The organism is Streptococcus mobilis, assembly GCF_059727625.1.
In genome coordinates this window covers 386,610-402,363 of sequence record NZ_AP041823.1, presented here as the reverse complement: position 1 = coordinate 402,363, position 15,754 = coordinate 386,610, and the positions used below count along the sequence as shown (strand labels likewise).

General features: G+C 44.6%; 17 protein-coding genes. 8 read left to right on the top strand and 9 right to left on the bottom strand.

Annotation, left to right across the window (positions count from 1 at the left end; translation table 11 throughout):
- Positions 1–34: 34 nt before the first annotated feature.
- Complete coding sequence (locus AC6IZR_RS01975; protein WP_497848931.1) at positions 35–976, bottom strand: serine hydrolase domain-containing protein; 942 nt, start codon at positions 974–976, stop codon at positions 35–37.
- A 10-nt stretch (positions 977–986) separates the two neighbouring features.
- The gene (locus AC6IZR_RS01970) at positions 987–1,754 is read right to left on the bottom strand and encodes a CppA N-terminal domain-containing protein (RefSeq protein ID WP_070586823.1); all 768 of its coding nucleotides are present in this window, start codon (positions 1,752–1,754) and stop codon (positions 987–989) included.
- A gap of 211 nt (positions 1,755–1,965) precedes the next feature.
- On the opposite strand from AC6IZR_RS01970, the gene AC6IZR_RS01965 reads away from it, so the two are divergent.
- From AC6IZR_RS01965 to AC6IZR_RS01955, 3 genes are all read left to right on the top strand, one after another.
- Positions 1,966–4,254, top strand: a complete 2,289-nt coding sequence (locus tag AC6IZR_RS01965; protein WP_497848672.1) for a Xaa-Pro dipeptidyl-peptidase — start codon at positions 1,966–1,968, stop codon at positions 4,252–4,254.
- 104 nt (positions 4,255–4,358) lie between these two features.
- On the top strand, positions 4,359–4,853 hold the full coding sequence (locus tag AC6IZR_RS01960; protein WP_003008835.1) for a DUF536 domain-containing protein: 495 nt from the start codon (positions 4,359–4,361) through the stop codon (positions 4,851–4,853).
- A gap of 53 nt (positions 4,854–4,906) precedes the next feature.
- Positions 4,907–5,500, top strand: a complete 594-nt coding sequence (locus AC6IZR_RS01955) for a 3'-5' exonuclease (protein ID WP_070466615.1) — start codon at positions 4,907–4,909, stop codon at positions 5,498–5,500.
- 207 nt (positions 5,501–5,707) lie between these two features.
- On the opposite strand, the gene AC6IZR_RS01950 is transcribed toward AC6IZR_RS01955, so the two are convergent.
- The 4 genes from AC6IZR_RS01950 to AC6IZR_RS01935 form a co-directional block, all read right to left on the bottom strand.
- Positions 5,708–6,037: a YbaB/EbfC family nucleoid-associated protein gene (locus AC6IZR_RS01950; RefSeq protein ID WP_350007393.1), complete on the bottom strand. Its 330-nt coding sequence runs from the start codon at positions 6,035–6,037 to the stop codon at positions 5,708–5,710.
- 132 nt (positions 6,038–6,169) lie between these two features.
- Positions 6,170–6,694 (bottom strand): DUF924 family protein, encoded by a 525-nt coding sequence (locus AC6IZR_RS01945; protein WP_023919178.1) that lies wholly within the window; start codon positions 6,692–6,694, stop codon positions 6,170–6,172.
- Positions 6,695–6,697: 3 nt separating this feature from the next.
- The gene (larE, locus tag AC6IZR_RS01940) at positions 6,698–7,546 is read right to left on the bottom strand and encodes an ATP-dependent sacrificial sulfur transferase LarE (protein ID WP_023919180.1); all 849 of its coding nucleotides are present in this window, start codon (positions 7,544–7,546) and stop codon (positions 6,698–6,700) included.
- A 1-nt stretch (position 7,547) separates the two neighbouring features.
- Positions 7,548–8,213 carry a Crp/Fnr family transcriptional regulator gene (locus AC6IZR_RS01935; protein ID WP_021153951.1) on the bottom strand — a complete coding sequence of 222 codons (666 nt, stop codon included), beginning with the start codon at positions 8,211–8,213 and terminating at the stop codon, positions 7,548–7,550.
- A gap of 160 nt (positions 8,214–8,373) precedes the next feature.
- On the opposite strand from AC6IZR_RS01935, the gene larA reads away from it, so the two are divergent.
- The 5 genes from larA to aao all read left to right on the top strand — a co-directional run bounded on the left by larA (position 8,374) and on the right by aao (position 13,829).
- Positions 8,374–9,648 (top strand): nickel-dependent lactate racemase, encoded by a 1,275-nt coding sequence (larA, locus tag AC6IZR_RS01930; RefSeq protein ID WP_021153952.1) that lies wholly within the window; start codon positions 8,374–8,376, stop codon positions 9,646–9,648.
- Positions 9,649–9,656: 8 nt separating this feature from the next.
- The gene (larB, locus tag AC6IZR_RS01925) at positions 9,657–10,424 is read left to right on the top strand and encodes a nickel pincer cofactor biosynthesis protein LarB (RefSeq protein WP_023919185.1); all 768 of its coding nucleotides are present in this window, start codon (positions 9,657–9,659) and stop codon (positions 10,422–10,424) included.
- Entirely contained in the window at positions 10,424–11,785 is a 1,362-nt protein-coding gene (gene larC, locus AC6IZR_RS01920) for a nickel pincer cofactor biosynthesis protein LarC (RefSeq protein WP_497848671.1), read from the top strand. Before larB ends, larC begins: the two co-directional genes overlap by 1 nt.
- Before the next feature lie 20 nt (positions 11,786–11,805).
- A complete protein-coding gene (larD, locus tag AC6IZR_RS01915; protein WP_024056458.1) occupies positions 11,806–12,519 on the top strand; it encodes a D/L-lactic acid transporter LarD in 714 nt (237 codons plus the stop codon).
- A gap of 137 nt (positions 12,520–12,656) precedes the next feature.
- The gene (gene aao, locus AC6IZR_RS01910) at positions 12,657–13,829 is read left to right on the top strand and encodes an aminoacetone oxidase (RefSeq protein ID WP_497848670.1); all 1,173 of its coding nucleotides are present in this window, start codon (positions 12,657–12,659) and stop codon (positions 13,827–13,829) included.
- A 35-nt stretch (positions 13,830–13,864) separates the two neighbouring features.
- Here the strand turns inward: aao and AC6IZR_RS01905 are convergent, their stop codons facing one another.
- The 3 genes from AC6IZR_RS01905 to AC6IZR_RS01895 form a co-directional block, all read right to left on the bottom strand.
- Positions 13,865–14,527: a hypothetical protein gene (locus AC6IZR_RS01905; protein WP_497848669.1), complete on the bottom strand. Its 663-nt coding sequence runs from the start codon at positions 14,525–14,527 to the stop codon at positions 13,865–13,867.
- 102 nt (positions 14,528–14,629) lie between these two features.
- Positions 14,630–14,956, bottom strand: coding sequence for an AzlD domain-containing protein (locus AC6IZR_RS01900; RefSeq protein ID WP_175742838.1), 327 nt, complete (start codon positions 14,954–14,956; stop codon positions 14,630–14,632).
- On the bottom strand, positions 14,943–15,638 hold the full coding sequence (locus AC6IZR_RS01895) for an AzlC family ABC transporter permease (RefSeq protein ID WP_003015242.1): 696 nt from the start codon (positions 15,636–15,638) through the stop codon (positions 14,943–14,945). Before AC6IZR_RS01895 ends, AC6IZR_RS01900 begins: the two co-directional genes overlap by 14 nt.
- Between the last annotated feature and the right edge of the window lie 116 nt (positions 15,639–15,754).

Sequence of the window (15,754 nt, the reverse complement as noted above, 5' to 3'; positions counted from 1 at the left end):
AAGGGCTAGGATCCATCATCCTAGCCTTCCATTTCTATTTTTCACATTCTTGTTTGATTAGGTCCATCAAGGAGTTGCGGTCCAGGATCCATTGGGCCCGTTCGTCCTTCTCATAGGTCCGGTTGGACAAAAAGATCACAGCTTCCTGCCTCTTTCGATTGTACATGATGAAGGTTCCTGTATAGCCCGTATGATCCAACCAGTCCCCCTCTAGATTCCATCCAAGAGCGCGGGTCTTGCCCTCTTCACGCGCAAAATTCTGAGACAAGTCACGCGCAAAATCATCCTTCAGATAATGCTCTAAGAAGCGCTCTAGATCAGCAACAGTTGAAAAAAGTCCAGCACTTCCCGCATGACGGCCCAGAACTCTCGCTTTGGGATCATGGACACTTCCAGAAGCCACTCCACGGACCGTTGGCACCGCCTTTTCGACCGGTCCAAACCGTGTCTCCGTCATCTTCCAAGGTGTAAAGATCAGCTCTTCAAATAAGCGATCCAAGGGCTGGTGAAACCTGTCTTCTAACCAAAAGGCCAGCAGAAGAAAATTGACGTCAGTGTAATGAAAACTCTTGTCTTCTTTTAACTGCAAATTTTCAAGGGCTGTTTTCAACTGTCTCGCATCCAATTGATCCCGATTGGGGATAAAAGGATCGAGACCAGAAGTATGGGTCAAGAGTTCCCGGATGGTCGTCTTGTCATGAGCAAAACGTGGGTAAAGCTCTTTAAAGGGGCGATCGAGCGGAAGCTCTCCTTTCGCATACAAAAAGGCACAGATGGTAGCGACTCCGACGACCTTGCTGACACTGGCCAAATCATAGACCAGATCAGCCACTACGGGCTCTCCTTTTTCAGGATCCGCAAGTCCTAGATAGTGCTCACTCCATTGACCCTTGCGGTAAAGCGCAAGAGAGGCACCTGGATAGATGCCTTCTTGGATTTGTTCGGTAATTTTTTCGATGATTGCCTTCACGCTCATCACTCCATTCTTATTCTTCATAAGAAATATGGACCTGATCTTGATTGGCTTCAAACCAGAGTTCGATCTGGCTTAGATCCTTGGCAATCAAGAAAGTTCCCTTACGGTGCACAAAATCGACAGTTTCTCCTAAGCTTTCTTTCAGAACTTCCACATCAAAAGGTGCCAATTCGACCTTGATCATGCTCAAATCCCAGGTCACCTTGTTCTCCACTTGGAGATCTTCTCCTTGGGCTTCCTGCAAATGGATAAAGCGGGCAAGATCTGGTAAGCTGCTATAGAACTTCTCAGCCTCAGCAAAATCGGCCACATTAACCTCAAGAAAGTCCACATCAAAGCTCGTCAAACCTTTGAAATCTTCTGGCACGTCAACAAGAGGCGCTTTCTCCAAAGGTTCTAGGCTTTCAAGATTTTCTTCAGCATGCACGAAAATGGTATCTCCTTGAGGAGACACAACTTCAAAGGCGCGACCATTAGCTCCTTGGTAAAGGGCGCTTGTTTCTGGCTGGCGGGCCAACAAATAATCAATTTCTTGAGCTTGTGCCACTTTCACCACGATGCGACCCAATTTCTTTGGACCTTCGACCTTACGCGAACGCATACTCGGTGACTCTTCTAAGACGATTTTTTCTACTTTTGAGGCATCTCCTAAAGATAGGAGAGCTCCTTCTTCCACTAATACTTTCATTCCCAATGTCTCTTCATAAAAGCGTTGATTGACATTTCGGTTATTCACTTTCAAGACTGGGATCACTCTTACGATCTGATTTGCTGTCATACTTTCCTCCAAGCACTTTTTATTGTAAAAGATTTTCTGGCTTTTTACAAGAAATTTTGCGCAGATTTATGAAAAACTCTATCGACAAACGCTTTCCCTATTTTCTTTAGACAATCCCTTTTTGATTCAGTATAATAGAAATTGGAACGATGACAGCGCTGATGCGACTGCTCACTCAATTCGAGATGTGAACAAGATAGGAGAATCCACCATGAAATTTAATCAATTTAGCTATATCCCTACAGCCAATGACACGATGAAGGAAGAGTTGGCTCTTTTGGGCTTTAGCTTCCAAGAAGAGAGCGATCCGAAAAAAATGTTGGAAGCCTTTGTCCGCCAAGTTTCTTTCCAATATAAGGACACAGACTATGCCTTATCGACTCTTGTGGCAGATAAAGAAACCGATTTGCTGGCTTTTTTCAACTCTGAAAAACCCTTAACAGCAGATGTTTTTTATACAGTTGCCTTCCAATTACTGGGCTTTAGTTTTTTTGTCGACTTTGATGATAGTGAAGTCTTTCGCAAGGAGACGGCTTTCCCCATCATATATGGCTCTCTCCTAGAAAACCTCTACCAACTCCTGAACACTCGCACCAAACGAGGCAATATCTTGATCGATCAGTTGGTCAGCGATGGTTTGATTCCTGAGACCAACCAGTATCACTATTTTAATGGCAAGAGCCTCGCGACCTTTACAAGCCATGATGCTATCCGTGAGGTCGTTTATGTCGAAAGCCGGGTCGATACCGACAAGGATGGCCTGCCAGACTTGGTCAAGGTCAGCATCATCCGTCCTCGCTATGAAGGCAAGATTCCAGCTGTAATGACCGCAAGTCCTTACCACCAAGGAACTAACGACAAGGCCAGCGACAAGGCCCTCTACAATATGAATGTCGACCTGGAAGTCAAAGAATCTCATACCATTCAACTAGAAGAACCTCAATTAACAGTAGTCGAACCTGTCGGTCAAGCTGAAGAGGTGGAGGAGGCCGAAGAGCTCCTAACCCATATCAACTCTAGCTATACCCTCAATGACTACCTGCTTCCACGCGGCTACGCTAATCTCTACGTATCTGGAGTGGGGACAAAAGATTCGCAAGGGCTGATGACCAATGGAAATTACCAACAAATCGAAGCCTACAAGAACGTCATCGACTGGCTCAATGGCCGTTGCCGGGCCTTTACAGATCATACACGCAAGCGCCAGGTCAAAGCTGATTGGTCTAATGGAAAGGTCGCAACCACCGGGATCTCTTACCTTGGAACCATGTCTAACGGTCTTGCCACCACAGGTGTGGACGGCCTAGAAGTCATCATTGCAGAAGCTGGTATCTCTTCTTGGTACAACTACTACCGCGAAAATGGTCTCGTGACAAGTCCTGGGGGCTATCCAGGTGAAGATTTTGATTCCCTTGCCGAATTAACCTATTCACGCAACCTTCTAGGTGGGGATTATTTACACCACAATGCGGCTCACCAAGCCGATCTTGATCGCGTCAAAAAAGAGCTGGACCGAGCTTCTGGAGACTACAATCAATTCTGGCACGACCGCAATTATCTCTTAAACGCAAATCGGGTCAAGGCAGAGGTGGTCTTCACTCATGGCTCCCAAGACTGGAACGTCAAACCGCTTCACGTCTTTAACATGTTCCAGGCCCTTCCAGCAAACATCAAGAAACACCTCTTCTATCACAATGGTGCCCATGTCTACCTCAACAACTGGCAATCCATTGACTTCCGTGAGAGCATGAACGCCCTTCTCTCTAAAAAATTGCTGGGCTATGCTTCAAGCTATGAATTGCCTACTGTTATCTGGCAGGACAATACAAAAGAACAAAGTTGGACTTCCTTGGATGATTTTGGCAACCAAACAAGTCAGCGAACCTTCCTACTCGGAGACGGTGAAAAAGTCATCCAAAACCGCTATGAAACAAAAGATTACGAGCGCTATGGCAAGGCTTATCCGACCTTCTTAAGCGATCTCTACCAAGACAAGGCGCAACAGGTGACGATCGATCTTCCAATCGAAGAAGACCTGCACCTCAACGGGAAAGCTCGCCTTCACCTACGACTTCACTCCAGCACCAATAAAGGCCTTCTCTCAACCCAACTCTTAGAGCTTGGAAGCAAGAAATACCTCCAACCCTATCCTGCAGTCTTATCGGTCCGTACACTGGATAACGGTCGCTACCATATGCTAGACAACTTGACCGAGTTGCCATTCAAGGAAGCGGGCCAACGAGTCATTTCGAAAGGTTATCTCAACCTCCAAAACCGGCATGACCTCTTAGAGGTTGAGGCCGTAACACCAGGCGAGTGGATGGAATTTGACTTTGATCTCCAACCAACCATCTACAAGCTCGAAAAAGGTACAACTCTTCGCTTGGTCCTTTACACGACGGACTTTGAAATCACGGTGCGTGATCAAACCGATTACCAACTCACCATTGACTTAGCACAATCAAGCCTCCATCTTCCTGAAATGACAGAGTCCCACTAATCGTGGTATCAAGGCTTAGCCTTTCTTTGCTTCATTTGACAGCTTAGCCTACTTATGTTACTATCTAATAGAGTATTTCATAGAAAAAGATATTAGAGGAAGTTATGGCGATTGAAAAAACTGTCAGCGAAATTGCTGAAATTTTAGGAGTCAGCCGCCAGGCGGTCAATAACCGTGTCAAGGCGCTGGCTCCAGAAGATACCCAAAAAAACGAAAAAGGGGTTACCGTTGTAACCCGTAGTGGCTTGATTAAGCTCGAAGAAATCTACAAAAAAACTATTTTTGAAGATGAGCCAGTCAGCGATGATGTGAAGCAACGCGAATTGATGGAAATTTTGGTAGATGAAAAAAACGCTGAAATCGTCCGTCTCTACGAGCAACTCAAAGCCAAAGACGAGCAACTCGCTAAGAAAGATGAACAGTTGCGCGTGAAAGATGTTCAAATTGCTGAAAAAGACAAGCAATTGGACCAACAACAACAATTGACTTTACAAGCAATGAACGACCGCGATACCTTGAAACTTGAACTCGAACAAGCCAACGAAAAAGTTCAAGAGCAAGAAAGCAAAGGTTTCTGGGCACGCGTTTTCCGTCGATAATCCGGGGCTGGATCCTACCAGTCCTTTTTCTTTTCTACCACAGGAGATTTCCCATGAAAGCATTAGAAGATTATATCGCCTTTGATCTCGAATTTAACCAATACGAAGGCGCCTATCAGATCATCCAGGTGTCTGCCGTACGCTTTACGGACGGTAAAGAAGTCGATCACTACGACTCCTACGTTTACACCGATAAGCCCCTAAAAAGCTTTATTAACGGCCTGACTGGCATTACCCAGGACAAGATCCAAAATGCCCCACAACTCGAACAGGTCCTCAGCGAATTCAAGGCCTTCGTTGGAGATCAGCCCTTGATCGGATACAATGCCAAAAAGAGCGACCTTCCCATCCTACTTGAAAATGGGCTGGATCTAGAAGACCAGTACGCTGTCGATGTCTTTGACGAGGCTTTCGAACGTCGTCCATCTGATCTCCATGGCATTAAAAATCTCCAACTCCACACTGTTGCAGAATTTTTGGGAGTCGCAGGAAAATCACACGATAGCTTAGAAGACGCCCGCATGACAGCTCTTGTCTACGAACAATTCCTCGAATTTGATCAAGGTCGCACCCTCCTTGAAGAGCAAGAGAACTTCTCTACCAACCCCTTCGGAGGCTTGGACTTATCCGGATTTTTTGATGAATAAAAAGAGAGAGTGGGACAGAAATCGGTAATTCGTTAGAATTCGATTTCGTCGTTCCACCTCCGCACAGTTGAGTAGGACTGTAAAAGCTGATGAAATCAGCGTAGTAGAGCCCACTCAACCACTGCGTCTTGCTCGACAATCCAAAAACAATTAAGAGGCTAGGACTTTTGTCCCAGCCTCTTTTGAGTTAATGAAAACTTCCTTAGCTTAAAATGGCAATTTCCCTGCGAAAGCACCGAGTTTTTTCTTGGTTGCAGCATCAATTTCTTCAATGGCAGCATTGATGGCTTGAACCGTCATATCAGAAAGAGTTTCTGTATCTTCAGGATCGACCACTGCAACATTGAAATCAATGGAGAAGACCTTCTTATCACCTGTAAGAGTCGCGACAACCAAATCTTGAGCAGATTTTCCGACAAATTGAGTTGCAGCTAGCTCCGCTTGGCTTTGCTCCATTTGCTTTTGCAATTTTTGAGCTTGCTTCATCATATTTTGCATATTCATCATAGCAATAACATTCCTTCCAAATTGTGAAATTTACAGTTCATTATACCATTTTTTAGACGCTTGGAAAAGCCTAGGTGAGGGAACTCTGACATCATGCCTGCTGTTTCAGGCAATTTCATGAAGAGAGAAAAGAGTTTTGAAATCTGTGGGCCTCATCTTCCCTTAAAAGCCAGAATGTTCTTTCAAATACTCCTCTTCTTCCTTGGTCGAAGGCCGTCCTAAGATGGCATTCCGATGTGGATAACGCCCAAATTGTTGAAGAATGTCCATGTGCATCTTCTCATACTTCAAACGCTTTTCTAAGCCCGGTTGATCAAATAGGCGCAGAGCTTCTTCATGAATGGTTAAAGATTCCGAATGCATAAAAGGCATGTAGAAAAATCCTCTTTGTACAACTGGTAGATCCAAGGCTTGCTCTAAGCCTTCTTGGGCCAAGACCAAGGCCAGGGAATCTGTCGCAAAAGCTTGGGCAGTCCCTCGAAAAATATTGCGAGGAATTTGGTCCAAGAGCAAAATCTCTGCTAAACGCCCTTCTGCCGTAGCCCGCCAGTGAAACAATTCCCCACGACTGGCCTTCCAATAAAGTTCCTCAAAGCGCTCCCGCATTTCTTGATCCAGTGCTTCTGATTTTTTGAACCAATCCTCTGGCTTCAACTCTTCGAACCAGAACCTTATCACTTCCTTCATTGCTTAACCTGCCATAATTTTTTCTTTTGTTTTTTCATCCAATGCATCATTCATCCGGCCGTACTTATATCCAGCCAAATCCAAGGCTACATAGGTAAATCCGATTTTTTTCATGTAGTCATTGATCTTGTCATGCAGTTGGATGGCTTTAAGCAGATGGTCTTCTTCCACTTCGATGCGCGCCAAGTCTCCATGCACACGCACACGGACTTGCTCAAAGCCAAGTCCTACAAGGAACTCTTCCCCTTCAAAAACCCGTTGTACATTTTCTGAAGTGATTTTCACTCCGTATGGGAAGCGTGAGGCAACGCTACAAGATGGCACCTTATTCCAATTGGAGACCCCTCTTTCCTTGGCCAATTGACGAATTTCTGTCTTATAGAGGCCGGCTTCTTGCAAGACACTGCGGACACCCGCTTCGTCCCGAGCCTTGATACCAGGGCGAAAATCGTCGATATCATCCATAATATTGCCGTCTACCAATTGCTTAAAGCCCAGTTCTGTAACTGAATCCTTAATAGTTTGGTACATCAATTGTTTGGTGTAATACCAAATATTGGGCGTATTGGCAGCAATCCGTGGATCACTCAATTCTCTCATTTCCAGTCCAAGCACAGGTGCTCCTAGCTGATCGGCCAAGTCGAGCGCTAGATCGAATTCTTCATTTGAAAACATCTCAGAGTTCACGACGGCCGCAATAACATTGTCAGGTCCCAAGGTATCCAAGGCCACCTTCAAGAGATAAGAGCTGTCAATCCCACCTGAATAGGTAACGGCTACCTTTCCGATTTTTCGTAAAATATCTTGTAATTTTTCTTCTTTTTCTTTTCTGATTTGTGCTTCTGTTGCCATCTTAGAATAGCTCCCTTCCGATAAATTCTTCAATCCGTTCATTATCCAAAATCACGATCTTTTGCTGTCGAATATCCAAAACACCTTCTCGTTTTAATTCATTGAGAATGCGATTGACACTGTTTCGCGTCGAAATCCCACAAAAACCGGCAATATCTTCATTGGTAATGTTGAAATCAATCAAGAAGCCGTCTTCTTGCTCCACACCAAACAAACTGCTTAGTTTTTGCAAATGAAAACAAACCGCCCCTTTTTTACCATTCATCATCATATACTGCTGAGACTCCATACTTTCAGACAGTTTATTACGATAATAGTCCCTCACATAGTCCTGCAGCTCTTTATGCTCTTTGACAAAATTCCAAAACTTGACCCGAGGAATACGATAAAAACTTGCTTCTTCTGTCTCCACTCGCACATTGAAAGGTGAGTCTGTATAGTTGGACACCTCATCACGAATCAAAGAGACAATGTCAATGGCTTTTAGATAGGAAAAGTTAAACTCACGCCCATCACGCATGATGACACTTGTCTTGACCACACCTTCTTTCAAGATGTAGATGTAATCCTCTTTGATCCCACGATAGGAGAGGTAACTATGGTATTTTTTCTTGACGATCGGCGTTCGCCTCTCTTCCAAAAATTTCACTAAAAATTCTGAATTCACGACGGTTTTTCCTCCCCATCTGCTCTTTCTTGAAATCACACTAATGATACACCTGTTCTTAAACAATATAGTTAACATTTGTTGACATCAATTGATGCACACCTCTTTTTAAAAAGAATTATACTATAAGTATCAGTATTAATAAAGGAGATCGCAAATAATGGTAGAAATTAAATTACCGTACGACAAAAAATCGATTGTTGCAAAGATTCCAGATGAAAACTTTGCAGGATTGTTAGAGTCTAAGGCGGAAAACTTCCATAACCCACTGTCTGAAGAAGAAACTGTTGAACGTTCAATGGACAACCCTATCGGCAGCCCTACTTTGGAAGAACTTGCTAAAGGCAAAAAAGACATCGTGTTGATCAGTTCTGACCACACTCGTCCCGTTCCTTCTCACATCATCACTCCAATCATTTTGCGTCGTATTCGCTCAGTTAACCCTGATGCACGCGTGCGTATCTTGGTTGCTACTGGTTTCCACCGTCCTTCAACTCGTGAAGAATTGATCAATAAATACGGCCAAGAAATCGTTGACAATGAAGAAATCGTTATGCACATTTCAACAAACGACGATGACATGGTTAAAATTGGACAACTCCCTTCAGGTGGTGACTGTATCATCAACAAAATCGCTGCTGAAGCTGACTTGTTGATAGCAGAAGGATTCATCGAATCTCACTTCTTCGCTGGATTCTCAGGTGGACGTAAATCAGTCCTTCCAGGTATCGCATCATACAAAACTATCATGGCGAACCACTCAGGTGACTTCATCAATTCTGATAAGGCACGTACTGGTAACCTTGACCACAACCCAATCCACGAAGATATGCTTTACGCTGCTCGTACTGCAAACTTGGCCTTCATCGTCAACGTTGTATTGGACGGCGAAAAACACATCATCGGATCTTTCGCTGGGGACATGGTTGAAGCCCACAAAGTTGGTTGTGACTTCGTTGCAGACTTGGCACATGTGTCTAAGATCGAAAGCGACATCACAATTTCAACAAACGGTGGTTTCCCACTTGACCAAAATATCTACCAAGCTGTTAAAGGGATGACTGCAGCCGAAGCTTCTAACAAAGAAGGCGGAACAATCATCATGGTGGCTGGATGTGCAGATGGTCACGGTGGAGAAGGTTTCTATCGCAACCTTGCTGACGTAGAAGATCCAAAAGAATTCTTGGAACAAGCCATCAATACACCTCGTTTAGAGACTGTCCCAGACCAATGGACTTCTCAAATCTTGGCACGTATTTTGGTACACCACCATGTTATCTTTGTATCTGACCTTGTAGATCCTGAATTGATCACAGGTATGCATATGGAACTTGCAACTTCATTTGACGAAGCGCTTGAAAAAGCCTTTGCTCGTGAAGGAAAAGATGCTAAAGTAACAGTTATCCGCGACGGACTTTCTGTCGTTGTTGAATAGAATCAAACATGGATTTTCAACCCAATCTAGAACAAACACTCCGTTCTTTGCAAGCAGGTCATCTCTCAGTAGAGGATGCGCTGGAGCAAATCAACGGGGTTAAAGAACTAGGGTATGCAGCAATTGATACTGACCGGCAACGTCGCAACGGCTTCCCTGAAGTCGTATACGGCGAAGGAAAGACAGTTGAGCAAATTGAAGGAATCCTGCAATTTCTTTCACAGAAAGAATTGCCGATCCTCACAACAAGAGTCTCTCTCCAAAAGGGAGAGGCTCTTTCTCAGCGCTTTCCGACTGGCCACTATTATCCAGAAGCCCGCTGCTTCGTTCTCAACTCTAAAAAGGAAGAAGCCGATCCTGAACACTACATTGCGGTCGTCACAGCAGGGACAAGTGATGTTCCTGTTGCAGAAGAAGCTGCAGTCACTGCAGAAACCTTTGGCCATTCGGTTCGCCGAATCTATGATGTGGGAGTCGCCGGTATCCATCGCCTCTTCAATCGCTTAGAAGAGATCCAAAAAGCCAGTGTGATCATCGTGATTGCCGGTATGGAAGGAGCTCTTGTCAGTGTCGTAGGAGGCCTTGTGGATGTCCCCGTTATTGCCGTTCCGACCAGCATTGGATACGGAAGCAACCTTCAAGGGCTAACAACCTTGATGAGTATGTTGACCTCTTGCGCTTCTGGCGTAACGGTCGTCAACATTGATAACGGATTTGGTGCAGCTTATTCAGCATGTATGATCAATCGACTCAACCACAATCGAAAGGAAAACTGATGACCAGTCTATTTTTAGAACCTTTTTCTGGAATAAGTGGCGATATGCTCAATGGTCTTCTTGTGGACCTTGGGGCAGATGTCGAGCTTCTTCACACAGAACTCGAGAAACTGGGAGTGGATGGTTTCCACCTCCACGTTCATCGCGTCGCAAAAAGCGCAATTTGGGGAACTGATTTCGATGTTCACCTTCACCACGGGGAGAAAGATACGGGGATTGAAGGTGATTTTGATCACGATCATGAACATCATCACGATCACGAACATCATCATGATCACGAACATCATCACGATCACGAACATCATCACGATCATGAACATCATCACGATCACGATCACCATCACGATCACGAACACAATCATCACCATTCCCACGCGGATGCTCGCAGTTATGCGGATATCCACGATCTGATTGCCGCTTCACAGTTGAGTCCTTTTGTGAAAGAAAAGAGTCTTGAAGTCTTTCTTGATATCGCAAAGGCCGAAGCAGCTGTGCATAACATGCCTGTCGAACAGATTCATTTCCATGAAATTGGTGCAATTGACTCCATCGTCGATATCGTTAGCTTTTTCATCCTAGTGGAATCGCTCGGTATCGATACAGTTTACTCTACTCCTCTCACTGAGGGAAGTGGGACTATTTCAGTTGCCCATGGAGAAATGCCTGTTCCGGTTCCCGCTGTGATGCAGTTGAGAAAAGGAACGACTATTCCGATTACTCAAGACTTCACAGTTAAAACGGAGTTGATTACTCCGACAGGGTTAGCCCTCCTTAAAGCATTGTCACCAATCTTTGAACCAATCCCCTCTCACCTTTCCATCGAAAGTGTGGGCTATGGATTTGGTAAAAGAGAGACTGGAAAATTCAATGCTTTACGCGGTTCGCTATTGAAAGAAGACACCTCTCACAGCACCACTGTTGTTCATCGCACGGAAGATCAAATTATTGAGATCACCACTACGATCGATGATCAAACACCAGAGCAACTCGGTTATATTATCCACCGTTTCCTGGACGCTGGAGCTTTAGATGTCTACTATCGTAGCGTCGTTATGAAAAAGAATCGCCCTGGCTTTGAATTGATTCTCTTGATTCAAGGAAGTCAGTTGGAAGATTTTTCAGCCCTCTTGTTCAAAGAAACCAGTACCATTGGTTTTCGATACCAACAAGTCGACCGAAAGGTCATGCATCGTCGATTTGAACAAATCGATACGGAATTTGGACCCGTTACGGTAAAAATTAACCAGTACGGATCTACCACTAAAAAAACACTTGAATACGAAGACTGTCAGCGTATTGCTACGGAGATGCAGTTGCCGATTCAAGAAGTTTATCACCAATTACAAAAATACATTTATTAATTTAGGAGACATTAATTAACATGACACATCAATTACTTGCAGAAGTTATGAGTACAGCTTTGATGATTATCTTCGGGGTTGGCGTACACTGTGACGACGTTTTGAAGAAAACAAAATATGCTGGAACTGGACACTTATTCGCGATCACTACATGGGCATTCGGTATCACTGTCTGCTTGTTCGTCTTTGGTGGCGTTTCAATGAACCCTGCTATGGCTTTGTTGAAAGTCCTTCTTGGTAAATTGACAATCGCTCAATTCTTCCCAATTGCAATCGCTGAAATGATCGGTGCCTTCCTTGGAGCTTTGATTGCTTACTTTATGTATGCTGACCACTTCAAGATTTCTGAAGGTCAAATTGATGGTGTTGCTATCCGTAACATCTTCTCAACTAACCCTAACTGCCGTAACCTTCCACGTAACTACTTCGTCGAAGCGTTCGCAACATTTATCTTCTTGACATCTATCATGGCTGCTGAACACGCCAACGAAGCAATGCTTCCATTCACTGTTGGTTTGATCGTTTGGGCTATCGGTATGGGTCTTGGTGGTACTACAGGTTTCGCGATGAACCAAGCGCGTGACCTTGGACCTCGTTTCGCTTACCAAATCTTGCCAATCAAAGATAAAGTAAACAACGACTGGCAATATGGTCTTCTTGTACCAGGTACTGCTCCATTTGTTGGTGCTGTCCTTGCCTTCTTCTTCATCCGTTACTTCCTTGGAATCATGTAATAAGTTGATCGAAGAATCATTCAAAAGCAAGCATCGAAAGGTGCTTGTTTTTTGATTCCTTCGTTTTCCGAAGCCGTCCATAAAATGATATAATGGACAAAGCAAATCATGAAAGAAACAAAAGAAGGAAGAACGACATGACTCATTTTCACACCATTGTCATCGGCGGTGGCCCAGCAGGTATGATGGCGACCATTGCCAGCGCCTCTTATGGCCAACCTACGCTACTGATCGAAAAAAATAAAAAGCTGGGTAAGAAACTTGCAGGTACCGGAGGGGGGCGCTGTAATGTCACAAACAACGGGACCTTAGACGATTTGATGGCCGGTATCCCTGGAAATGGCCGTTTCCTTTACAGTGTGTTTTCCCAATTTGATAATCATGATATCATCCAATTTTTTACCGATAATGGCGTCAAGTTAAAAGTCGAAGACCATGGCCGGGTCTTTCCTGTTAGTGATCAATCTCGCACCATTATTCAAGCCTTAGAAAATAAGATTCTTGAGCTTAGTGCTAGCATTGCCACCAACTGTGAAGTGGTCTCTGTCACCAAGCCAGAAGACGTCTTCATCGTCAAATCAGCTGAAAACACTTGGACAGCTGATAAGCTGATCGTTACGACTGGAGGCAAATCCTACCCTTCTACCGGCTCTACTGGCTACGGACACGAAATTGCCCGTCACTTCAAACATAACATTACGGATCTAGAAGCGGCAGAAAGCCCTCTTTTGACAGATTTCCCACACAAGGCCCTCCAAGGTATCTCTCTGACAGATGTGACCCTCAGCTACGGCAAACACATCATCACACACGACCTTCTCTTTACCCATTTTGGACTTTCTGGCCCTGCAGCCCTTCGGATGTCCAGCTTTGTTAAAGGCGGTGAAATCTTATCTCTGGACCTCCTTCCGACAACCTCTTCTCAAGAGTTAAAAGACTTTCTAGAAGAGCATCGAGAAAAGGCAATTAAAAATAGCCTCAAAGCCCTGCTTCCTGAACGATTAGCTGATTTCTTGGCGCAAGGATTCCCTGAAAAAGCCAAGCAACTCACTCCTCCTCAGACAGAAGAGCTCATTCAAAAGATCAAAGAGTTGCCTATCCCCGTCACTGGGAAGATGTCTCTAGCCAAGTCCTTTGTCACCAAGGGCGGTGTCAGCCTTAAAGAAATCAATCCTAAAACCCTAGAAAGCAAGCTCGTTCCTGGACTCCACTTTGCAGGAGAAGTCCTCGATATCAATGCCCATACAGGCGGTTTTAATATCACATCCGCCCTCTGCACCGGTTGGGTAGCAGGGAGCCCTCATTACTAAAAAAACGAACTCGATTTTCCATCGAGTTCGTCTTTTTATTGTTCTTTGGTCAATGAAAAGCGGAAATCATTGTATTTGGTGTAGTCAAATTCTGAATTGACAGGCGCTGTGAAAACAATCGGGGTATAATGGCCTTCTTCTAAGACAAAACCTGGCTCCAGTCGGAAGTTAGCTACACCTAGCCCTGTGATCCCAGGAAGCAAGGCATCAGCTCCATCCAATCCTTCTGACTCCCAATAATAGATATTGCCTGTTGCTTGGACGGCTCTTGCTGTATAGGTCGCTGTCCGAGTCGGTTCGCTATCGTTCTTGAAGCTAACCACTGTTGTCACATTTCCATTGGTATCCACTGTCATTTTAATCGCATCCGCTTGTGGGCTAGATCCTACCCAAGTTCCCACCAATTCTGCAGGGACAGTAGCTTGCGTCGTAGTAGACGCATTCTCGGTCTTACCAGAGTCTTTTGCAGCTGTCGCGCTACTTGCTTGAGTCGAAGAGCTAGCTGTATCGTTTGCCTGAGAGGAAGATGCTGCACTCTTTTTGCTATTGCTCTTGGCTTTTTTCTCTACCTTACTGGTAGATGCTTTTGCGGATGAGGTAGCTGTCTTTTTATCCTTTGCATCACAACCACCGAGAGCTAGACCAAGTGAAGCAGCCACCAGAACAGCGGCACTCCAACGGAAGATTGATTTTTTCATAAGATCACCTCTTTATCTTTCTGACTCCCATTATACTCCAATTGTTACAAAAATCAAGTTTTTTTGTAACAATTGTAATTTTTTTGTAACATATTTTTACATTTAAAATACCAATCGTAATAGGGCGATCAAGACAATTCCAAACAAAACGGTTCCCATAAGGTTTTTGTAACGAAAGGCTACAAAGAGACTGGGAATGGTCACTACTAGGTCCAACCAGTGAAACTGCGGGAGGCTTCCAATTTTCCCATCTACTAAGCTTGATAAAACCAAGGCAAAGATAATGGAAATAGGCAGGTATTTGAGAAAGCGGATTACAGGAGCCGGCAGTCCCTTGTATTTGACTAATAGGAAGGGCAAGATCCGAGGAATCCAGGTAACGAGGGCTGAGGCCAGAATGGCCATGAAGATATAACTATTCACGCGCATCACAGACCACCCCCACAAAACAGCCGATCAAGGTCGCAGCTAGCACAGCTAGCGGTTGCGAAACAAAAAAGAGTAAGAGAAAGAAACTCACTGCTACTGCTAACAGCACCATGAGCATGGTCTTGGTCTTTTCTGTCAGTTGCATTCCTTGAAACTGGGCTGCAAAAATCCCAATAAACATAGCCACTAAAGCAAAATCAAGCCCAAAAGCCTTTGGATCAGGTAGGAGAGATCCTAGAGCTGTTCCGATAACCGTCGCACTGATCCAAGCCACATAGCCTACTAGATTATTCCCATGCATCCAAGGAACTGTAATGGTGTCCGTCTTTAACTTCTCACTCAAGTAGACCCCATAACTCTCATCAGTCAGGAGACTACCAATCCCAATGGTATGAGCAAGACTAGCATCCTTAAAGTCAGACGACGTATGCAGACTCATCAACATATTACGGAGATTGATCAAACACACCGTCAAGGCCATATTCAAGATCGAAGAATGGGCCGCAATCAGAGAGATCATCGCAAACTGGGCCGCCCCAGCATAGACCAATACACTCATCAAGGCCATCTCCAAAGGAGAAAGATAGGGAGATGCCACCACACCGCAAGCTAGGCCAATACTGATATAGCCCAAAGCCGTCGGTAGCGCGTCCTTCACCCCCTGCCAAAAATCTTTTTCCACTCTCTCACTCCTTTCTGAATCATTGACTTCTATTATAACACAAGAAAAAAGGTTGAAAAAGGATCAATGAAAGAGAAAGCTTTATAATCCCTTCGCAAATCCGCTACTAGTTGGTG